The sequence below is a fragment of the Arthrobacter sp. efr-133-TYG-118 genome, from assembly GCF_030209755.1.
Taxonomy (GTDB): domain Bacteria; phylum Actinomycetota; class Actinomycetes; order Actinomycetales; family Micrococcaceae; genus Arthrobacter.
Map to the genome: position 1 here is coordinate 66849 of NZ_JARVRH010000023.1, position 21160 is coordinate 88008.

20 protein-coding genes and 1 pseudogene are annotated in these 21160 nt (G+C 63.4%); 17 read left to right on the forward strand and 4 right to left on the reverse strand.

Going from position 1 to position 21160, the window contains the following annotated elements:
* Position 1: 1 nt before the first annotated feature.
* The 13 genes and pseudogenes from ftsW (at position 2) to dnaE (ending at position 14637) form a co-directional block, all read left to right on the forward strand.
* Positions 2-1306, forward strand: coding sequence for a putative lipid II flippase FtsW (gene ftsW / locus QRN59_RS18085; protein WP_284983852.1), 1305 nt, complete (start codon positions 2-4; stop codon positions 1304-1306).
* Between the two features lie 6 nt (positions 1307-1312).
* Positions 1313-2419: an undecaprenyldiphospho-muramoylpentapeptide beta-N-acetylglucosaminyltransferase gene (murG, locus tag QRN59_RS18090; RefSeq protein ID WP_284983853.1), complete on the forward strand. Its 1107-nt coding sequence runs from the start codon at positions 1313-1315 to the stop codon at positions 2417-2419.
* A 95-nt stretch (positions 2420-2514) separates the two neighbouring features.
* Positions 2515-3789, forward strand: a pseudogene (gene murC / locus QRN59_RS18095) (UDP-N-acetylmuramate--L-alanine ligase); the annotation flags it as partial.
* Complete coding sequence (locus QRN59_RS18100; RefSeq protein WP_284983855.1) at positions 3782-4621, forward strand: cell division protein FtsQ/DivIB; 840 nt, start codon at positions 3782-3784, stop codon at positions 4619-4621. The pseudogene murC and the gene QRN59_RS18100, both read left to right, overlap by 8 nt.
* A gap of 215 nt (positions 4622-4836) precedes the next feature.
* Positions 4837-6072, forward strand: coding sequence for a cell division protein FtsZ (gene ftsZ, locus QRN59_RS18105; protein WP_284983856.1), 1236 nt, complete (start codon positions 4837-4839; stop codon positions 6070-6072).
* A gap of 38 nt (positions 6073-6110) precedes the next feature.
* A complete protein-coding gene (locus QRN59_RS18110) occupies positions 6111-6806 on the forward strand; it encodes a purine nucleoside phosphorylase YfiH/LACC1 family protein (RefSeq protein WP_284983857.1) in 696 nt (231 codons plus the stop codon).
* Entirely contained in the window at positions 6799-7545 is a 747-nt protein-coding gene (locus QRN59_RS18115) for a YggS family pyridoxal phosphate-dependent enzyme (protein ID WP_284983858.1), read from the forward strand. The genes QRN59_RS18110 and QRN59_RS18115 overlap by 8 nt, the downstream gene beginning before the upstream one ends.
* Positions 7546-7633: 88 nt before the next feature.
* On the forward strand, positions 7634-8164 hold the full coding sequence (locus tag QRN59_RS18120) for a cell division protein SepF (RefSeq protein ID WP_284983859.1): 531 nt from the start codon (positions 7634-7636) through the stop codon (positions 8162-8164).
* A 103-nt stretch (positions 8165-8267) separates the two neighbouring features.
* Positions 8268-8555 (forward strand): YggT family protein, encoded by a 288-nt coding sequence (locus QRN59_RS18125; RefSeq protein WP_284983860.1) that lies wholly within the window; start codon positions 8268-8270, stop codon positions 8553-8555.
* 167 nt (positions 8556-8722) lie between these two features.
* On the forward strand, positions 8723-9403 hold the full coding sequence (locus QRN59_RS18130) for a DivIVA domain-containing protein (protein ID WP_284983861.1): 681 nt from the start codon (positions 8723-8725) through the stop codon (positions 9401-9403).
* Positions 9404-9496: 93 nt separating this feature from the next.
* Positions 9497-10099 (forward strand): signal peptidase II, encoded by a 603-nt coding sequence (gene lspA, locus QRN59_RS18135; RefSeq protein WP_284983862.1) that lies wholly within the window; start codon positions 9497-9499, stop codon positions 10097-10099.
* Positions 10092-11018 carry an RluA family pseudouridine synthase gene (locus QRN59_RS18140; protein WP_284983863.1) on the forward strand — a complete coding sequence of 309 codons (927 nt, stop codon included), beginning with the start codon at positions 10092-10094 and terminating at the stop codon, positions 11016-11018. The genes lspA and QRN59_RS18140 overlap by 8 nt, the downstream gene beginning before the upstream one ends.
* Before the next feature lie 61 nt (positions 11019-11079).
* Positions 11080-14637 (forward strand): DNA polymerase III subunit alpha, encoded by a 3558-nt coding sequence (gene dnaE, locus QRN59_RS18145; RefSeq protein WP_284983864.1) that lies wholly within the window; start codon positions 11080-11082, stop codon positions 14635-14637.
* On the opposite strand, the gene QRN59_RS18150 is transcribed toward dnaE, so the two are convergent.
* Positions 14638-15096, reverse strand: a complete 459-nt coding sequence (locus QRN59_RS18150) for a flavin reductase family protein (protein ID WP_502871082.1) — start codon at positions 15094-15096, stop codon at positions 14638-14640. It lies immediately after the preceding gene.
* A gap of 158 nt (positions 15097-15254) precedes the next feature.
* Between QRN59_RS18150 and QRN59_RS18155 the strand changes: the two genes are divergently transcribed.
* The 3 genes from QRN59_RS18155 (at position 15255) to nrdR (ending at position 17870) form a co-directional block, all read left to right on the forward strand.
* Positions 15255-15806, forward strand: a complete 552-nt coding sequence (locus QRN59_RS18155; protein ID WP_284983867.1) for a hypothetical protein — start codon at positions 15255-15257, stop codon at positions 15804-15806.
* Positions 15807-15815: 9 nt separating this feature from the next.
* Positions 15816-17189 (forward strand): histidinol dehydrogenase, encoded by a 1374-nt coding sequence (gene hisD / locus QRN59_RS18160; RefSeq protein WP_284983868.1) that lies wholly within the window; start codon positions 15816-15818, stop codon positions 17187-17189.
* A gap of 168 nt (positions 17190-17357) precedes the next feature.
* Positions 17358-17870 carry a transcriptional regulator NrdR gene (gene nrdR / locus QRN59_RS18165; protein WP_284983869.1) on the forward strand — a complete coding sequence of 171 codons (513 nt, stop codon included), beginning with the start codon at positions 17358-17360 and terminating at the stop codon, positions 17868-17870.
* A gap of 161 nt (positions 17871-18031) precedes the next feature.
* Here nrdR and ppgK read toward each other — a convergent pair whose 3' ends face one another.
* Positions 18032-18835 carry a polyphosphate--glucose phosphotransferase gene (ppgK, locus tag QRN59_RS18170; RefSeq protein WP_284983882.1) on the reverse strand — a complete coding sequence of 268 codons (804 nt, stop codon included), beginning with the start codon at positions 18833-18835 and terminating at the stop codon, positions 18032-18034.
* Positions 18836-18907: 72 nt separating this feature from the next.
* A complete protein-coding gene (map, locus tag QRN59_RS18175; protein ID WP_284983870.1) occupies positions 18908-19786 on the reverse strand; it encodes a type I methionyl aminopeptidase in 879 nt (292 codons plus the stop codon).
* Between the two features lie 115 nt (positions 19787-19901).
* On the opposite strand from map, the gene QRN59_RS18180 reads away from it, so the two are divergent.
* On the forward strand, positions 19902-20066 hold the full coding sequence (locus QRN59_RS18180) for an SPOR domain-containing protein (RefSeq protein ID WP_234753867.1): 165 nt from the start codon (positions 19902-19904) through the stop codon (positions 20064-20066).
* A 12-nt stretch (positions 20067-20078) separates the two neighbouring features.
* Here the strand turns inward: QRN59_RS18180 and panB are convergent, their stop codons facing one another.
* A complete protein-coding gene (gene panB / locus QRN59_RS18185; RefSeq protein ID WP_284983872.1) occupies positions 20079-20990 on the reverse strand; it encodes a 3-methyl-2-oxobutanoate hydroxymethyltransferase in 912 nt (303 codons plus the stop codon).
* Positions 20991-21160 lie beyond the last annotated feature (170 nt).

Sequence of the window (21160 nt, forward strand, 5' to 3'; positions counted from 1 at the left end):
AATGGTCAGCACGCCCACGCGCAGCGGGCCCGGGCGGACCCGGGCCGGCAAGCCGGACCCCGCTGGACGCGCGGCAGGCGTTGCCCGAGCCTCACTTCCGTCCCGCATTCGCTCGGGGATTTCCGGGTTTTGGTCAACTCTCGAGGGAAGCGGTAAATCGAGCGGCGGGTCAACCTACTACTTGATTCTTGGCGCTTCGCTGGCGCTCACGGCTATCGGGATCATCATGGTCCTGTCGGCGTCCAGCGTCGAGGCGATTGCGGCCGGCGAATCCCCATACTCCATCGCCACCAAGCAAGGCATGTTCGCAGGCATCGGCATCGTTGCGATGCTGGTGCTTTCACGGGTCAACGTCGTCTGGCTGAAGAGATTCGCGTGGCCCTCAATCATTCTTGCCGGCGCCTTGCTGGTGCTGGTCCTGGTTATCGGCAAGCGTGTGTTGGGCAACCAGAACTGGATCGAGATCGGTGGCTTCACCTTCCAGCCATCGGAGTTCGCCAAGTTCGCCCTGGTGCTCTGGATGGCCACGGTTCTTTCCGTCAAGGCAAAACTTCTCGACAAGTGGACGCACGCGCTGATCCCTATCGTCCCGGTCTCCGGCGCCATCATTACCCTCATTGTCCTGGGGCATGACCTCGGCACCTCGCTGGTGGTCATGCTCATCATGGCTGCGGGCTTGTTTTTCGGCGGCGTCAACCTGAAGCTCTTCGCTGCGGCCGGTGGTGTTGCCGCCGCTGCCGCGCTGATTCTGGCGTTCACGAGCGGAAACCGGATGTGCCGGATCACCTCGTGGATGGGACAGAGCTGCGCAGGGGCAAGCGACATCGGCTTCCAAAGCGAACAGGGGCTCAGCGCCCTTGCTTCGGGAGGTTGGCTTGGTGTCGGACTTGGCCAGAGCCGGCAAAAATACCAGTGGATTCCCGAAGCCCACAACGACTTCATCTTCGCTGTCATCGGGGAGGAACTCGGGCTTGTGGGGACCATCGTGGTGCTGGTGCTTTTTGCGCTGCTCGCAGTTGCCATCTACCGCGTCGTCAGCCACCAGGAAGACTTGTTCGCCCGGGTGCTCGGCGGATCGATCATGGCGTGGATGCTTGGACAGGCCGCGATCAACATGGCCATGGTGGCGGGCCTGCTGCCCGTGATCGGCGTTCCTCTGCCTTTCATTTCCTACGGCGGTTCAGCGTTGGTGATGTCGCTGTGCGGCGTGGGCGTAGTGTTGTCTTTGGCCCGCGCCCAAATGGCTCCTGCCAGCCGTTCCAAGCCGCGCTGGCGAATTGCGAAAACTGCACGAAAGCGTACATAGCACTCCATGAATTCCCAGCCCAAACCCCTCTCCGTGGTCCTTGCCGGCGGCGGGACCGCCGGACACATCAGCCCGTTGCTCGCCATTGCCGATGCCATCAAGTCACTACGGCCGGATGCCAGGATCCTTGCCGTCGGCACACCCAACGGCATGGAAACGCGTCTGGTTCCGGCTGCAGGCTACGAGTTGGCCACCATCGACCGGGTTCCCTTTCCCCGGAAGCCTTCCGCGGATCTGCTCAAACTGCCCGGCAGGCTCGCTGCGGCCGTCAAACAAGCCGGGCGCATCCTGGACGACGCGCAGGCCGACGTCCTCCTCGGCGTCGGCGGCTACGTCTGCACTCCCATGTACCTCGCGGCGTGGCGTCGCAGGATTCCCATCGTCATCCACGAGGCCAACACGCGCGCCGGGCTTGCCAACCGGGTAGGCGCGATGTTCACCAAGCATGTGGGGGTGGCCTTCCCCGAGACCCGCCTAAGGCACGCCCGCCACGTGGGGATGCCCATGCGCAAGGCCATCGCCGGTTTGGACCGGGCGGCTTGGCGCGCGGATGCCAGGCAGTCGCTTGGCCTGGACGCTGGACGACCCGCACTCATCGTGACGGGCGGTTCTTCCGGCGCCCTCAGCATCAACCGCACCATTGCCGGCGCTGTCGCCGCTTTGGCGGAAGCCGGTATCCAGACGCTGCACATCACGGGCCGCGGTAAAGCAGTGACGAACGACGACGGCGCCCCCCTGGCCGCCGACGGCTACCACCAGGTGGAATACGTGGACGGCATGGAAAACGTCTACGCGGCCGCCGACGTTCTCCTTGCCCGATCCGGCGCGGCAACCGTCAGCGAGGTGGCCGCCGTCGGGCTCCCCGCGGTATTCGTCCCGCTGCCCATCGGAAACGGCGAGCAGGCAATGAACGCCTCCGCGCTGGTCAAGGCCGGGGCGGCGCTTTTGGTCGACGACCGCGCCTTGACCGCGGAATGGCTCAAAGCCGAGTTGATTCCTTTGCTCACGGATCAGGCCCGCCTCGAGGATATGGCCAGCAAGGCAAAGGAACTTGGCATCAGAAATGCTGATCAGCGGATGGCTGATCTCGTCTTGGAAGCGGTAAGCGAATGACCCAGCCCCTCGCAGACATCGATTCCCTCGGCCGGGTCCATTTCATCGGCATCGGCGGCGTGGGCATGTCTGCCGTCGCACGCATCATGGTGGCCAGGGGTGTTCCGGTGAGCGGTTCGGACGCCAAGGATCTGCCCGTCATGCAGGACCTCCAGTCCGCCGGGGCGCGGATCGCCGTTGGCTACGCCGCAGAAAACCTTCGTGACGCGCAGACCGTCGTCGCGGGTTCGGCCATCAGGGCTGACAATCCGGAGCTGGAGGCGGCCCGGGCAGCCGGCCTTCCGGTGCTCCACCGCTCGGAGGCCCTCGCAGCAACCATGGGCACAGACCGTGTGGTGACCGTGGCCGGCACGCATGGCAAGTCCACCACCACCTCAATGGTTGCTGTGTTGCTGAAGGAAACGGGACTGGACCCGTCGTTCGCCATCGGCGCGAACGTACCCGCCCTCGGTGTCAACGCGGCGCACGGCACCTCGGACATCTTCGTTGCCGAAGCCGATGAGTCGGACGGTTCCTTCCTGAACTACCGGCCGCTCATTGCCGTCGTCACGAACGTCGAGGCAGACCACCTGGACTATTACGGCACGCCTGAGGCTGTCTACGCCTCCTTCGACAGTTTCGCGGCACTGCTGCCCGCCAATGGCGTGCTTTTTGCCTGCGCGGACGACGACGGCGCCCGGGCCCTCGCTGAACGGACCCGCGCCGCGGGCAATACCCGTGTGCTGAGCTACGGGACGGCGGAGGATGCCGATATCCGCCTGCACGATGGGGGGCCCGGCGACGTCCGGGTGTCCATCGACGGACAGGGATACCAGCTTGAGCTCCAAGTACCCGGGCGGCACAACGCCTTGAACGCGGCGGCTGCGTTCGGCGTCGCAATCGAGCTCGGCGTGGCGCCCCAGGCCGCCGCGGCTGCCCTCGGCCATTTCACCGGCGCATCGCGGCGATTCGAGTTCAAGGGGCAGGGGAGGGGCGTGCGTGTCTACGACGACTACGCCCACCACCCCACGGAGGTCCGGGCCGCCTTGTCCGCTGCCCGCTCCGTGGCAGGCGGCAACAAGGTGCATGTGCTCTTCCAGCCGCACCTGTTTTCGCGCACCCGCGAATTCGCGGAGCAGTTTGCGGAGGCGCTTGGCGGGGCGGATACGGCCCTCGTCCTGGACATCTACCCTGCCCGCGAGGATCCCATCCCCGGAGTCACGAGCGCCTTGATCACGGGGCGCCTCAAGAGCGGCAGGCTCGTGGCCGGCGGCCAGGAAGCGCTGGACGCGGTTCTCTCTGCGGCCGGCGAGGGCGACATCGTGCTGACCGTCGGAGCCGGCGACGTGACGGCCTACGGACCCAGGATCGTGGAGCTGTTGGGTGGCTGATACCCGGAAGCCCACTTTCAAGCCGAAGGCGGGCACCCGGCCCGGAGTCGTCAGTGCTGAACGTAGCCTCGACGATCCCGTCGGGGGCCCTTCGGAAGCCGCCAGCGGCAAGGACAGCAATGTGCTGGCCTTTCCGGAGCCCAAGGGACGCAAGCGGAGGCGGACGGTGCTCACGGTGTTGGCCATCGTCGTCGCCCTGGTCGCCGGAATTATCGTTGCGGCGATCTACTCGCCGGTGTTCGCTGTGCGCACGGTGACGGTTGACGGCACCAAGCTACTCCAAGCGGGGAGCGTCCAGAAGGCCCTCGAACCGGTGAAGGGAAAACCTCTTCCGCAAATCAACGACGCCGAGATCGCCGCGCTGCTCAAGCCCCTCGTCCAGGTGCGTTCCGTCAGTACCGAGGCCCGCCCGCCGTCGGAACTTTTGGTCCACGTCGTGGAGCGGGTGCCCGTGGCGCTGGTCAAGAGCGGCGACAACTATTCACTAGTCGACGTCGACGGCGTCCAGCTTGGATCAACCGCCGATCCCGCATCGGTTGCGTTGCCCCTCATCGATGGGCTGGGAGCCAACCAGAATCTCTTCAGGGCGATCACGGCCGTTCTTGCGACGCTGCCGGCGGATGTCCTGGCGAAGATGGCCAGCGCGTCGGCCTCGTCGCCGGACGCCGTCGAGCTCAAGCTCACGGACGGCAAGATCGTTGTGTGGGGGAATGCGGACGAGAAGGAGCTGAAGGCACGGGTCCTCGAGGCGTTGCTTAAGGCTCCCGCCAATCCAAAAGTTCCCGTGAATGTCTACGATGTCAGCGCACCGAGGCACCCGTTTACCAAATAGGCCATTCCACGAAGTAACTTCGCCGACGTACGGGGCTATTTTTCGGACTTTCACACGACACGCGGAGGCGGTCATTGAATGTCGGATTCATAGCCCATACCGTCACTTAAGAGTTACTTGACATAACTATAACCTTCAACTAGAGGGTTAAGGTCCAAGGATTCAAGTTGGACTCGATCTGTTTCGCTATAGGACACAAGCAAGGGGCACGAAACGTGGCAGCACCGCAGAATTACTTGGCCGTCATCAAGGTCGTCGGCATCGGCGGCGGTGGCGTGAATGCAGTTAACCGAATGATCGAAGTCGGCCTTCGCGGCGTCGAGTTCATCGCCATCAACACCGATGCCCAGGCTCTCCTCATGAGCGACGCGGACGTCAAACTTGACGTCGGACGCGAGCTCACTCGCGGTCTGGGAGCCGGCGCCAACCCCGACGTCGGACGCCAGGCCGCCGAGGACCACGCCGATGAGATCGAAGAGGTCATCCGCGGAGCCGACATGGTCTTCGTCACCGCAGGCGAAGGCGGCGGCACCGGAACCGGCGGCGCCCCCGTCGTGGCCCGGATCGCACGCTCGCTCGGCGCCCTGACCATCGGTGTCGTCACCCGACCCTTCACCTTCGAAGGCCGCCGGCGCGCCGGTTCTGCCGAGGCAGGAATCGACGCCCTGCGCGACGAAGTCGATACCCTCATCGTCATTCCCAACGACCGCCTCCTGTCCATCAGCGACCGTAACGTCTCCGTCCTGGACGCTTTCCGTTCCGCTGACCAAGTACTCCTCTCCGGCGTCCAGGGCATCACGGACCTCATTACCACCCCGGGCCTGATCAACCTCGACTTCGCCGACGTCAAGTCGGTCATGCAGGGTGCAGGCTCCGCTCTTATGGGTATCGGCTCGGCGCGCGGTGAGGACCGCGCCGTCAAGGCCGCAGAGCTCGCCATCGCTTCGCCGCTTCTGGAGGCGTCGATCGATGGCGCCCACGGCGTCCTGCTCTCCATCCAGGGCGGTTCGGACCTTGGTCTGTTCGAAATCAACGAAGCCGCGAGGCTCGTGCAGGAAGTGGCCCACCCCGAAGCCAACATCATCTTCGGTGCCGTCATTGACGACGCCCTGGGTGACGAAGCACGCGTCACGGTCATTGCCGCCGGATTTGACGACGTCAAGGCCACGTCACCGTCGATGAACCAGCAGTCGGTTTCCCAGCAGCCAGGTCAGCACCAGGCCCCTGCGGCCCCGGACCGTCCCGCCGCGCCTTCAGCTGCGCCGGCCTACTCGGCGCCGCAGCACGTTTCCGCTGGCGTCGGCGCTTCCGGCTTGAGCAACTGGGGCCAGCAGCGCCCTTCGGCTTTGCCGGCTGACTCCGGCTTCGACGTCGACCTTCCCGCCGTCGTCGAACCGGACCTTTCTGGAAGCCGCACCGACGACCTCGATGTTCCGGACTTCCTGAAGTAGCCGTTCCGTTCAGACCCACCCAGGAGAGTTAGCCAGTAGTGTTTTGGTGGCAAAAAGAAGTGCGACCCGGAATTTCGGTCGCTTTCTCCGATGACGATGCGGGCAACCTTGCACTGCACGTCGCGGACAATCCTGACGATGTCATGGCGCGCCGGGCCCGGCTGGAAGCAGCAGCGGGGCTCGGCGAACGGCATTTCCAATACATGAACCAGGTCCACGGAAAAGCCGTTGAATTCATCGCCGCGTACGGCGACGGGCCAACGGCTGACGCCATGGTGTCGAGGGGGCAGCCTCTCGCGGTCATGGTGGCCGACTGTGTCCCCGTCGTGCTGTTGGGCGAAGTGCCGGAAGACATCGATCCGGTCCTTGCGGTGGTCCACGCGGGCCGGCCCGGAGTTGCAGCGGACATCGTTTCGGCCACTGTGGCGAACATGCGAAACCGCGGTGCGGCGACCATCAGCGCCTGGGTGGGCCCTTCCATCTGCGGTGAGTGCTACGAAGTTCCCGAACAGTTGCGGACGGACGTAGCAGCCGCGGTCCCTGAAACATGGTCCACAACCTCATGGGGCTCGCCCGCTCTGGATCTGCCCGCCGGTGTGCGCGCCCAGCTGAAAACACTCGACGTCACGGTCGAGTACTCGGGGGAGTGCACACGGGAGACCGCCCGGCTCTACTCTTACAGGCGCAATCAGCACACAGGCCGCTTTGCAGGTTTGGTGTGGACGCATGAGTGAGAATTTCCCAACAGCGGAAAGCGCTGCAGGCGATCCACGGACCGCCGGGCTGCGCGAACGGCTCGCCGCGGTCCGCCAGCGGATTTCGGCGGCAACCGCGGCGGCGGGGCGAAGCGAAGAGCCCCAACTGATAGTCGTCACCAAATTCCATCCCGCAGCGGATGTCGCCCGGCTGGCGGCACTTGGCGTGACAGACGTCGGTGAAAACCGCGACCAGGAGGCGGCCGCGAAGTCCGCCGAGCTCGCCGGACTCCCTGTGCGTTGGCACTTCATCGGTCAACTGCAAAGCAACAAGGCCAAGTCCGTGGCGAAGTACGCGTTTTCCGTGCAATCGATCGACCGTCCGCAACTCGCCGAGGCCCTTGCCAAGGCTGTAGCGCGGCAACAGTCCGAGTCCGGCAGGCCGGACCTTGACTGCTACATCCAGGTCAGTCTTGAGGACGACGCCGCCCACCGCGGCGGTGCCGCTCCGGCCGACGTCGAGCGCCTCGCCGAGTCCATCGCTTCCGCCACCGGACTGCGCCTGGCCGGTGTGATGGCTGTCGCGCCGCTCGGCGCGCCGCCCGGGGAAGCATTCGAGAAACTCGCCGCCATTTCACAGGATCTGCGAGGACTGCATCCGGATGCCGCGGGGATATCCGCAGGGATGAGCCAGGACCTCGAAGCCGCCGTTCAATTTGGTGCGACACACCTGCGAATTGGCTCGGATATTCTCGGTTCGCGTCCGCGGGTGGGGTAGCGTCAAAGTATTGGAAGCGACGGGCCGGGATTTCAGCGATGTCAAGTCATGGGCGGCCCGCCTACTGCAGACACGATAGGAGTCCAGCATGGCTGGCGCACTGCGCAAGACAATGGTTTATCTTGGGCTCGCCGATGGCGATGAACACTACGAGTCTGAGCAGCACGTGCAGCACACGGACGAGGACCGGTCTGTCGACCACAATCGTGAAGAGCGCCGCGCCCCTGCACCTGTACGTGAAGTAGTTCGTGAAGTCCCCCCTGTCGCCGAAGAGGAATACCGCGCACCCGTGACACCTATCAAGCGTGCGGCATCTAGCCGCGAAGACGCCTCCGGACTGAGGCAGATCACCACCGTCCATCCCCGCTCCTACAATGACGCCAAGGTCATCGGCGAAAGTTTCCGGGACGGTATCCCCGTGATCATGAACGTCACCGACATGGGCGAGGGAGATGCCAAGCGCCTTGTCGACTTTTCCGCCGGGTTGGTCTTCGGACTCCATGGCAGCATTGAGCGCGTCACCAGCAAGGTTTTCCTGTTGTCGCCGTCGTACGTCGAAGTTCTTGGCGACGACAAGAAGGTCAGCGAAGCCCAAGCAACGTTCTTCAACCAGAGCTAGCACAGTCATCACGGATGCCAGGCAGAGCGATCTGCCTGGCATCTGTGTTGCAATAGAGGGACTGACCGAGAAAAGTGGCGAACTAGGAGATCTGAGCTAACCCGTGGGCATAGTTTTCGGCCTTTTGTACATTGCATTGCTGCTGTTCCTGGTCACCCTCATCATCAGGCTCGTCTTTGATCTGGTGCAGATGTTTGCGCGCCAGTGGCGCCCCCGTGGCGCTGCCCTGGTGGCCGCGCACGTGGTCTATTCTGTGACTGATCCGCCCTTGAAACGGATCCGCCGGCTGATTCCACCACTGCAGCTTGGTGGGGTGTCCCTTGACCTGGCATTTCTGATCGTGTTTATTGTCGTCAGCATCGCGATGGGATTCGTCTACACGCTGGCGTAGCTTTTCCGCAGGCCATTTGCCGTTGATCTGTTTTTCTTCGGACAGTGGGCTGCAATCCTCCGACCCAACACGATGGTGTTGAATTGGGGGAATCAGATGATATTTAGGTACCGTAGTTTTGAACGGCCGGAAGGCCTACTGACTAACTAGACCAACGAGGTGACCAGATGGCTTTGACGCCAGAAGACGTTGTCAACAAGCGCTTTCAGCCGACCAAGTTCCGCGAAGGCTACGACCAGGACGAGGTCGACGACTTTCTCGACGAAATCGTCGTCGAGCTGAGGCGCTTGAACCAAGAGAACGACGAGCTGCGCAAGAAGCTCGGCGAAGGCGGAAACCCGGTCCCTGCCAGCGCAGCATCGGCACCCGTGGTCGAGAAGGTGCCCGCTCCGGTGAAGGTCGACAAGGACGCGCAGGCCAAGGCGGAAGCCGAAGCGAAGGCCGAAGCCGAGAAGAAGAAGGAGCCGGCCGTTGCCGCCGCTCCGGCCCCGGCCGCACCTTCGGCCGGCTCTCCTTCCGCCGAGTCCGCAGCCGGCCTGCTCGCCATGGCTCAGCAGATGCACGACAAGCACGTGGCCGATGGTGAGCAGCAGAAGGAAAAGATCATTGCCGAGGCACAGATCGAAGCCTCCAGCCTCGTCAACGACGCGCAGGACAAGTCCCGCAAGATCCTCGGTGCCCTTGAGCAGCAGCGCAGCGTTCTCGAACGCAAGGTGGAGCAGCTCCGCGGCTTCGAGCGCGACTACCGCTCCCGCCTGAAGGCCTACATCGAAGGCCAGCTGCGTGACCTGGATGCCCGCGGCTCGGTTGCGGCTCCTGAGGTCGGCGAAGCCGCCGCAGAGGTCTAGCAAGTATTCTGAAAGCCGGTGGCTGGGGATTCCTCGGCCGCCGGCTTTCGCCTGTTAAGGCGCCAGAAGCCACGGTTACCGAATGAAAGTACTATGAGCGACGAACAAACTGACGGCACCACGGAGCCTGTCCGCATCAAAGCCCACACGTGGCGTCCCGCACTGCTTTGGGTCTTTGCAGGCTTCGCTGTGTTCGCGTACGCCTTCGACCAACTGACCAAACTCTGGGTCACCAGCACTATGGTCGAAGGCGAGCGGATCCCTGTCCTTCCTCCGCTCCTGCATTGGTACTACATCCGAAACTCGGGCGCTGCGTTCTCCATCGGTGAAAACGTCACCTGGGTCTTCACGATCGTCATGGCGGCCGTTTCAGTGGTGATCCTGTTCCAAGTGCGTCGATTGGGGTCGGTCTGGTGGTCGCTAGCACTCGGCCTGCTGCTCGGCGGCGCACTCGGAAACCTCACGGACCGCCTTTTCCGCGAACCTTCCTTCGCCATGGGCCACGTCGTGGACTTCATCCAGTTGCCCAACTTCGCTATTTTCAACATCGCAGACTCGGCGGTGGTTTCCAGCGTCGTGATCATCTGCCTGCTGACCTTGCGGGGGATCGGCCTCGACGGCTCCCGCCACCACTCCGCCGGTTCCGAACCGGCCAAGGCCGGCACGCCGGAAGATGAGGATCCGGGCGATGTCTGAGCAATTCGTGGTGCCCGAAGAGCTGGGCGGCGCCAGGGCCGACGCGGGCTTGGCGAAACTGATGGACATCTCCCGCTCGGCCGCCGCCTTGCTGATCGCCGAAGGCAACGTCACCATCTCCGCGAACCCAGTCGGTAAAGCGGCGAAACTCGTTGCCGGGTCCGTGCTGGAAGTCACCGTTCCCGAACGCAGGGATCCCTTGGAAGTCGTGGAGGAAGTCGTGGAAGGCCTGAATATCCTGTTGGACGATGATGACTTTGTCGTCATCGACAAGCCTGTAGGCGTGGCAGCGCACCCGTCACCGGGTTGGGTCGGCCCCACCGTGGTGGGTGGCCTTGCCGGTGCGGGATACCGGATCTCAACGTCCGGCGCGCCTGAACGTGCCGGCATCGTCCACCGTCTCGACGTCGGAACCTCCGGCGTCATGGTCGTGGCCAAGAGCGAGCAGGCTTACACGGTGCTCAAGCGTGCCTTCAGGGAACGCACGGTGGACAAGGTGTACCACGCAGTGGTCCAGGGCCTGCCGGATCCCTTGGAGGGCACCATAGACGCGCCCATCGGGCGCCACCCGGGGCATGATTGGCGTTTCGCGGTGATCGAGGATGGCCGTCCCTCTGTAACGCACTACGAGGTCCTCGAGGCCTATGGGAAGGCGACCCTCGTGGAAATTCACCTTGAGACAGGCAGGACACACCAGATCCGGGTTCATTTCTCGGCTCTCAGGCACCCCTGCGCGGGCGATCTGACCTATGGGGCGGACCCGCGTTTGGCTGCCAACCTGGGACTGACCCGCCAGTGGCTGCACGCGCGGCGGCTTGGCTTCAACCACCCCCGGACCGGCGAATGGGTGGAAGTCACCAGCCAGTATCCGGCGGACCTGCAGTATGCGCTGGAACTTCTTGAAAGCGGCAACGCGTAGCGGGATTCACGCTGCCAGCGCGCCACTCCAACTGCGCGGGCCCTGCCGGTAGACTGTCGTGGTGACTTCCAGCAATGACTCGTTCGTCCATCTGCACACCCACACCGAATACTCCATGCTGGATGGTGCGGCCCGTCTCACCGAGTTGTTCGACGAGACCGAGCGGCTCGGCATGCCTGCGCTGGCTACCACGGACCACGGATACCTGTTCGGTGCCTTCGATTTCTGGAAGAAGGCCACGGACAAAGGCATCAAGCCGATCATCGGCGTCGAAGCCTATGTCACGCCGGGCACGGCGCGCGGCGACAAGGAGCGCGTCCGCTGGGGCGACGAGGGCCAGCGCAAGGATGACGTCTCCGGTGGTGGTTCCTACACCCACATGACGTTGTTGAGCTACAACAACGTGGGCATGCGCAATCTGTTCCGGGCATCCTCGATTGCTTCCCTTGACTCGGTCTTCGGCAAATGGCCCCGCCTGGACCGCGAGTTGCTGAACACCTATTCCGAAGGCCTGATCGCCACCACCGGCTGCCCTTCCGGTGAAGTCCAGACCCGTCTTCGGCTCGGGCAATACCGCGAGGCGCTGGCTGCGGCTTCCGAGTTCCGCGACATCTTCGGAGCGGAAAACTACTTCTGCGAACTCATGGACCATGGCCTGGACATCGAGCGGCGCGTCACCGGCGATCTGCTGCGGTTGGCCAAGGAGCTGAAGCTTCCGCTCGTGGCCACCAATGACCTCCATTACACGCATGAGCATGACGCGAAGGCCCATGAGGCCCTTTTGGCGATCCAGTCGGGCTCCACGCTGCTCGAGCCCACCTATGACAACGGCGGCTCCCGATTCGCGTTCTCCGGCAGCGGCTACTACCTGAAATCCCCGCATGAGATGCGCGAGCTGTTCCGCGACCATCCCGAAGCCTGCGACAACACCTTGCTGATCGCAGAGCGTTGCGAAGTGTCCTTCAACACGGGTGCGAACTACATGCCGCGGTTCCCTTGCCCGCCCGGCGAGGACGAGACGTCCTGGCTCGTCAAGGAAGTAGCGACGGGACTCGATTACCGCTACCCGAACGGCGTCCCGGACAAGGTGCGCAAGCAAGCCGACTACGAGCTTGACGTCATCACGTCCATGGGCTTCCCGGGATATTTCCTGGTGGTGGCCGACTTCATCAACTGGGCCAAGAATAACGGGATCAGGGTGGGCCCGGGCCGTGGTTCGGGTGCGGGCTCCATGGTGGCGTATGCCATGCGCATCACCGACCTCGACCCGCTGGAACACGGCCTGATTTTCGAACGCTTCCTCAACCCGGACCGCGTGTCCATGCCCGACTTCGACGTCGACTTCGATGATCGTCGCCGCTCCGAGGTCATCGACTATGTCACCCGGAAGTACGGCGACGAGCGCGTGGCCATGATCGTCACCTACGGCACCATCAAGACCAAGCAGGCGCTCAAGGACTCCTCCCGCGTGCTCGGCTACCCGTTCAGCATGGGTGAACAGCTCACCAAGGCACTGCCCCCGGCCGTGATGGCCAAGGACATCCCGCTGGCGGACATCCAGAACCCGGAGGCCAAGCGCTACGGCGAGGCCGGAGACTTCCGCCAGCTGATCAGCACGGACCCGGAGGCCGCCAAGGTCTTCGAGACCGCGCTGGGCATTGAGGGGCTGAAGCGGCAGTGGGGCGTGCACGCCGCCGGTGTCATCATGTCTTCGGACCCCATCATCGACGTCATTCCCGTCATGCGCCGCATCCAGGACGGCCAGGTCATCACGCAGTTCGACTACCCGACGTCCGAAGGCCTCGGCCTGATCAAGATGGACTTCCTCGGCTTGAGGAACCTGACGATCATTTCCGACGCCCTGGAAAACATCAAGATGAACCGAGGCGTCGACCTCGATCTCGAGCACCTGGCGTTGGACGACCCGGCGTCGTACGAGCTGCTGGCGCGCGGCGACACTTTGGGCGTCTTCCAGCTCGACGGCGGGCCTATGCGGTCGCTGCTCAAGCTCATGAAGCCTGACAACTTCGAAGACATCTCCGCCGTGTTGGCGCTGTACCGGCCGGGTCCCATGGGCGCCAACGCGCACACGGACTACGCGCTCCGCAAGAACAAGATCCAAGAGGTCATCCCGATCCATCCGGAGCTCGAGGAACCGCTCGCCGAAATCCTCGGCGGAACGTACGGCCTGATCGTGTACCAGGAGCAGGTCATGGCCGTGGCGCAGAAGCTGGCCGGCTACTCGCTGGGCCAGGCAGATATCCTGCGCCGTGCCATGGGCAAGAAGAAGAAATCCGAACTGGACAAGCAGTTCGCCGGATTCTCCCAAGGCATGCAGGACAACGGCTACTCCATGGACGCCGTCAAGACCTTGTGGGACATCTTGCTCCCGTTCTCCGACTACGCCTTCAACAAGGCGCACTCCGCCGCGTACGGGGTAATCTCCTACTGGACTGCGTACCTCAAAGCCCACTACGCTCCCGAATACATGGCCGCCCTGCTCACGTCCGTGGGCGACGACAAGGACAAATCGGCGATCTACCTCAACGAATGCCGGCGCATGGGCATTACTGTCCTGCCGCCGGACGTCAACGAGTCAAGCCTCAACTTCACCCCTGTTGGAACCGATATCCGCTTCGGAATGGGGGCCATCCGCAACGTTGGCGTCAACGTGGTGGAAGCCATGGTGGCGGCCCGGGCGGGCGAGGGTGCCTACACCTCCTTCAAGGACTTCCTCATGAAGGTTCCGGCGGTCGTCTGCAACAAGCGCACCATCGAGTCCCTCATCAAGGCAGGCGCGTTCGACTCCCTCGGCCATCACCGCCGGGCGTTGGCCATGGTCCACGAAGAAGCAATCGACTCCGTCATCACGCTCAAACGCAATGAGGCGATCGGCCAGTTCGATCTCTTCGCCGGATTCGAGGACCAGGAGCCGCAGGCCTCCCTGAGCACGGAGATCCCGGACCTGCCGGAATGGGAGAAGAAAGACAAGCTCGCCTTCGAGCGGGACATGCTTGGACTCTATGTCTCGGACCACCCCCTGCAAGGGCTTGAGGGCGTGCTGAGCCAGCATGCCGACCAGTCGATCACCTCGATCCTGGGGGAAGACGGACCGCACGACGGCGCCATCGTCACCATTGCGGGCATGATCACTTCGCTCAGCCGCAGGATCGCCAAGGCAAGCGGCAACGCCTACGCTCGGGCGGAGATCGAAGACCTGGGCGCTTCCATCGAGGTCATGTTCTTCGGCCAGGTCTACGGCCCCATCGCTTCGGTCCTCGCGGAGGACCTGATCGTGGTGGTCAAGGGCCGTCTGCAGCGGCGCGACGACGGCGCGGTCACCTTGAACTGCATGGAGCTCTCGGTTCCGGACCTGAGCGAAAGCACCAACGGTCCCCTCGTCATCACGATGCCCACGTACAAGGCAACCGAGGCTGTCGTCACCGATCTTCGCGATGTTTTGACCACCCACCGGGGGAACTCCGAGGTCAGGCTCCACTTGCAGGGTGACTCCAAGGTCGAGGTCATGGGCCTGCCCGTGCACATGCGCGTGAATCCCACTCCGTCACTTTTCGGTGACCTCAAGGTACTTCTTGGCCCGACCTGCCTGGACAGTTAACTAGATCTCATAGTCGAGCGGAACCGGCTGGCCGTAGGAGCCCGAATGGTAAAGCAGGGGAGTATCCTCCTCGCCGACCAGTCCGTCGACAACCTCCACCACTACGATCGCGTTGTTTTCGAAGGACAGGCGCATCTGGATCTTGCCGATCAACCAGCCGGCGACGTTCTTGAGGATGGGGACATCGAACGGACCCGGTTCCCAGTGATCGCCCTCAAACCGTTCCTGGGTGCGGGCGAAGCGGTCTGCGAGGGCCTGGTTCTCAAGGCCGAGCATGTGCAGGCCGATATAGGTCGAATTCGCCACCGCGGGCCAGGAACTGGAACTGCGGGACATGTTGAACGTGAAGCGTGGCGGCTCGGCGGACAGCGAAGCCACGGACGTCGCAGTGAAGCCGAAAGGCTTGCCGTGGAGGTCGGCAGTGATGATGGCCACGCCGGCGGCATGCCGGCGGAACATTTGCTTGAATGTTGCTTCAAAAGCCGAATTGTCCGAAGCCACTTTGCCGATCTCCTGCGTGAGCTATTGGTAATAACGCTGGTGGATTCAGCGTATTCCGCTGCTCGCCGGGACGCTTGCTTGTTGAGCGTCCAGAAACGTTTGTTAATGTTTGTGTCATGACCAAGCCAACATCGAACCTTCTCGACTCCGGTCCTACGAGGGACACGGACCCGGACACGGGCACGGACACTCGGGACCGCAAATGGTGGATGTGGCTCGCCGTGCCTGCCGCCTCGGGCATCGGGCTGGGTCTCGCATGGTGGCTGCTGGCTCCGGGCGGCCTCAACGTGATCTCCGGAAATCCTGCCCTCGCCGATCCCACAGCCTCGGCCGGGCGGCTTCCGAGGGACTTGGTCCTGGCCGGGCTCCTGCTGCTTTCCGGCTGCTTCACGGCGGTCCTGCTCGATAGCAAGGTCCGGCAGCCGGGACACGGCATCCGCACGTTCCTGGCAGTCCTGGGTGGAGCTGCCGGGGCCTTGGTGGCCTGGCAGGTGGGGATGCTGGCCGCGCAGTGGTGGGGTCCCGCCGCAAACGGCAGTGAAGGCTTCACATTGCGGGCGGCGACGGCACTCTTGCTGTGGCCGGGGGCGACGGCCCTTGTGACATTCCTCCTGACTCTTTTCAGCTTGATGGGAAAGCAGCCGGAGGCACCGCCGCTTGCCCCGTAAAATGATCTGGTGACCATTTCTCCGGAGAATCCTGCCGAAACCGCCGCCCAGTCCCTGGACTTCCGCCGCATTGACTTGCGCGGACGGTCCCTGACCTTGGCGGAACTGCGCGCCGTCGTGCCCCGGGCGAAGCATCAGACCATGGCGGACGCCGAGCAAAAAGTCCTGGACATCATTGCGGCCGTCCGTTCGCGCGGCTTCGAGGCGCTTGGGGAATTCGCGTTGGCGTTCGACGGCGTGGAACAGTCCCACCCCCGCGTGCCGGCCGCCGCCCTTGCTGAAGCCCTTGAAAACCTGGACCCGTCAGTCCGCGCGGCCCTGGAAGAATCCATCAGCCGTGCCCGGCGCTTTGCGGATGGCCAACGGCCCGCGAACGTCGATGTGGAACTGGGGGACGGCGCCGTCGTCAGCCAGAACTGGGTACCGGTGGGCCGCGTGGGACTGTATGTTCCCGGCGGCCTGGCCGTCTACCCGTCCTCGGTGATCATGAACGTCGTTCCAGCGCTGGCTGCCGGGGTCGCATCGATCGCTTTGGCTTCCCCGCCCCAGAAGGACTTCGGCGGCTTGCCCCACCCCACCATCCTGGCCGCAGCCGCTTTGCTCGGGATTGACGAGGTCTATGCCATCGGAGGTGCCCAGGCGATTGTTTCCTTTGCCTACGGCATTCCCGGGGCCGGCGATGATCAGCCCATCGAGCCCGTCGACGTTGTGACCGGCCCCGGAAACATCTTCGTGGCCACCGCCAAGCGGCTTGTGAAAGGCGTCGTGGGGATCGACTCCGAGGCCGGCACCACCGAGATCGCCATCTTGGCTGATGCTTCCGCCCGTCCTGCGCTCGTTGCCGCGGACCTCATCAGCCAGGCCGAGCACGACCCCAAGGCGGCGTCTGTCCTGATCACCGACTCCGAGGAACTCGCCTCGGCCGTGCAGCGGGAACTCGCGGTGCAGGCAGGAACCACGAAGCACGGCGAACGGGTCACCACGGCATTGTCGGGCCCGCAGTCAGGCGTGGTGCTGGTAGACGATGTCGAGCAGGGCATCGCGGTCTGTGATGCATACGCGGCAGAGCACTTGGAAATCATGACGGCGGGCGCAGCCGCGGTCGCCGCAAGGATCCGCAACGCGGGTGCGATTTTCGTAGGGGACTACAGTCCGGTCAGCCTTGGAGACTACTGTGCAGGCTCCAACCACGTTTTGCCCACGAGCGGTACCGCAGCCTTCTCTTCCGGATTGAACGTGACAACCTTCCTGCGCGCCGTCCAGGTGATCAACTATGACAAGGCTGCCTTGGAACAGGTCAGCAGACATATCGTGAGCCTCGCCGATGCCGAAGATCTTCCCGGCCACGGCGACGCCGTCAAGATTCGTTTCGCGGGGGCCTGAACCACTACATGTATGGGTAAGAACCACTACATATAGTAATTACAGTCTTGTCATTAGGCCTTATATAGCCGTAAACTGGTGCCGGAAGTCAAACTTCCGGCACCTTTTTCGTTCCCGGCCGAAGCCGCCGCGAGGATAGGGGTCGGAACCGAACAGGGGAGGCCCAGCGTGTATTGTCCGTTCTGCCGAAACCCCGATTCACGCGTTGTGGACAGTCGGATGGCCGACGACGGCTCGGCCATCCGCCGTCGGCGCCAGTGCCCCGAGTGCGGACGCCGTTTCACCACCGTGGAGACCACCAGCCTTTCCGTCATCAAACGTTCAGGCGTGGGAGAACCCTTCAGCCGGATCAAGATCATCAACGGCGTTCGCAAGGCCTGCCAGGGGCGTCCCGTGACTGAAGACGACCTTGCGATGCTGGCCCAGGAAGTCGAGGAAAACATCCGCTCTTCGGGTGCGGCGGAAATCGACGCCCACGAGGTCGGCCTGGCCATCCTTGGACCACTCCAGAAACTGGACGAAGTCGCCTACTTGCGATTTGCCAGCGTCTATCAGGCCTTCGAATCGCTTGAGGACTTCGAGTCGGCTATTTCGCTTCTTCGCCACGAAGCCGAAAGCGCAGCGGCCGAGAATGCAGCGAAGGGCGCCAAGGGCAAGAGCTCCGAGAAGAGCCCAATCTAGCTCCGGTGGTGGCAGCGGAGGGGAAGCCGCAGCCACCGCCGGCACCACTTCTACCGTCCGCCGGAGACCGTCCGTGCGCCTTCGGCATCCCTGGAGTAATTGACGAAGACGGCGTACCCCGCTGTCGGGGTACGCCGTCGTCCATCCGAAAGGCTGCCGGGCTACTTGGCGAGCTTGTGGTGGAGGGCGACGTCCAGCGCGGCCCCCACGATTCCGGCGTCGTTCTTCAGTTCCGCGGTGACGATACGGGTCCGCAGATTCAGATGGGGGAAGTACTCGTCCGAACGCTTTGAAATACCGCCACCGATGATGAAGAGTTCGGGGGAGAACAGGAACTCGACGTGGGAGAGATAGCGCTGCAGCAGCACGCTGTACTCTTCCCAGCTCAAGCCGTCGCGTTCACGCGCGACGGCGGATGCCTTCGTTTCGGCGTCGTGGCCGTCCACTTCGAGGTGGCCGAGCTCGGCGTTGGGCACCAGGTGCCCGTTGAAGATGAAGGCTGAGCCGATGCCTGTGCCGAGCGTGATGACCAGGACCGTGCCGTCGACGCCTTCGCCTGCGCCGTAGCGGGCTTCCGCGAGACCGGCTGCGTCGGCGTCGTTGATGACCTCGACGGGCCGGTCCAGGCGCTTGGTGAGCAGTGTATCAATGTCGGTGTCGAGCCAGGACTTGTCCACATTGGCGGCAGAGCGGACCACGCCGTGCTGGATGATTCCGGGGAAGGTAACTCCCACAGGCGAACCCTTGGCCGGAGCATCCTCGCGGGCCGACAATTCTTCGACGATCTGTGCGATCACTTCGGCGACGGCTTCGGGGGTGGCGGGCTGCGGCGTGGGGATACGGAGGCGGTCCCCGAGCAGCTTGCCCTTCTTGAGATCGACGATGCCGCCCTTGATACCGGTGCCACCGACGTCGATGCCGATCAGCGGGCCGTTCTTGTGAATCTTCTCATCCTTCTTGGTCAATGCGTTTCCGTTCATGGCAGGAGGGGTGGGCATGTCGCAGCACGAACGGCTGCAGGTGACCTTCCGGAGAGCTTAAGGAAGAGTCAGGATTTCGGCGCCGGTCTCGGTGACCAACAGGGTGTGTTCGAATTGTGCGGTCCGCTTGTGGTCGCGGGTGACTACTGTCCATTCATCGGGCCACATGTCCCACTCGATCGTTCCGAGGGTGAGCATGGGTTCAATCGTAAAGACCATGCCTGCTTCGATCACGGTGTTGTAGGCCGGCGCGGCGTCGTAGTGGGGGATGATCAAGCCCGTGTGGAAGGCCTCGCCGACGCCGTGGCCGGTGAAGTCGCGGACCACGCCGTAACCGAAGCGTTTCGCGTAGGACTGGATGGCCCGGCCGATCACGTTGATTTCGCGGCCCGGCGCTACGGCCTTGATGGCCCGGTTAAGCGACTCCCGGGTACGTTCAACCAGGAGCCGGGACTCTTCGTCTACGTCTCCCACCAAGAAGGTGTAGTTGGTGTCACCGTGGACGCCGTTGATGTACGCCGTGATGTCGATGTTCAGGATGTCGCCGTCCTCCACGACGGTGCTGTCCGGAATGCCGTGGCAGATGACCTCGTTGAGCGAGGAACACAGGGACTTGGGGAAGCCGCGGTAGCCAAGCGTTGACGGGTAGGCGTGGTGGTCCAGAATGAACTCGTGGCCGATCCGGTCCAACTGGTCCGTCGTGACGCCAGGCTCGATGTGCTTGCCGACTTCGACGATCGCCTGGGCAGCAATTTTGCTGGCGATGCGGATCTTCTCGATGGTTTCCGCCGATTTGACCTCTGAACCGGTGAACTTCGCGGGTCCCGGCTTGCCAACATACTCCGGGCGCGGGATGGACGCCGGTACGGGCAGCTGTGGGCTGACGGTTCCACGGGTGAGCGTGCCGATGGGTGCGGTCAGAGCGGGAGAAGGCATAGATTGATCATATAAGGGACGCACGAGACGCAAGTAACTAAGTAGCTAAATATCGGCCCGGACGAAGGGCAACCGGCCCCGCCGAGCTTACGGCGGGATTCGCAAAGGAGAAACCGTGGCGGAGTTCTGGTACAACGTTCAGACACACCAAATCGAAGAGGACGCGTTGTCCGACTGGTCCCAGCTGATCGGTCCTTACAAGACCCGCGAGGAAGCCGAGCATGCCCTCGAAAAGGTCAAGGCCCGGAACGAAGCGTGGGACAAGGACGACGAGGACTGAAGCTGCGTCCTCTTAGAAGGAGTGTTCCGGGCCGGGGAACTGACCGGACCTGACGTCGTCGGCGTACGCCTTCGCTGCTTCGCCCAGGGTGGTGCGCAGATCCGCATATTGCTTCACGAACTTGGCCATCTTGCCGCCGCGCAGTCCGGCCATGTCCTGCCACACCAGAACCTGTCCCGTGGTGGCGTTGCCTGCGCCGATTCCGATTGTCGGGACGTCAATGGCTGCGTCGACGGCGGCTGCGGTTTCCGCGGGAACCATCTCCATGAGCACACAGAACGCTCCGGCATTTGCGAGGGCAACGGCGTCTTCGACCAGGCGCGCGGCGTCATCCCCCCGGCCCTGGACGCGGTAGCCACCCAGGGAGTGTTCGCTCTGGGGAGTGAAGCCGATGTGCGCCATGACGGGTATGCCTGCCTGGACCATGGCCCGGACAGTGCCCGCATAAAACGCGCCGCCTTCGATTTTGACGGCGTGCGCCAGGCCCTCCTTCAGGAAGCGGACACCTGTTGCCACTGCCTGCTCCGGCGACACTTCGTAGCTGCCAAAGGGAAGATCTGCCACTACCAGGGCACGCTTGGCGGATCGGGCCACCGCGCGGCACAAGGGGAGGAGTTCGTCGACGGTCACAGGGAGGCTGGTTTCGTTGCCGAAGACGTTGTTGGAGGCCGAGTCGCCTATCAGCAGGACCTCGATGCCGGCCTGGTCGAAGATTTCAGCGGTGTATTGCTCGTAGGCAGTCAACATTGCAAAGCGCTCACCCTTGGCCTTGGCCTGTTGGAGGTGATGGGTGCGGATCCTGGCTGCGGGCTTCGGCGTTGAAGCATCCGCTGAAGCCCCGGAACCTGCAGTGGCAGGTCCGGTTCCGTAAGGCGCAGGAACTTCGGCGGGCATGCTGGAATCGGAACTGTTGCTTGGGGCCATGAATAGAGCGTATGCGGTACCGGCCGTCCTAGCCACCGGCGCATGGGGAGCCTCACATTTGTAAACGCTGTGTTACGCGAACTGGGGGTGCAGCCATTCCGGGCCAATGCTTAGTAGAGTGAATGCTGAGTTGTCGTCGGCTTCGAACCCCGAACCCGCGGCATGGACGT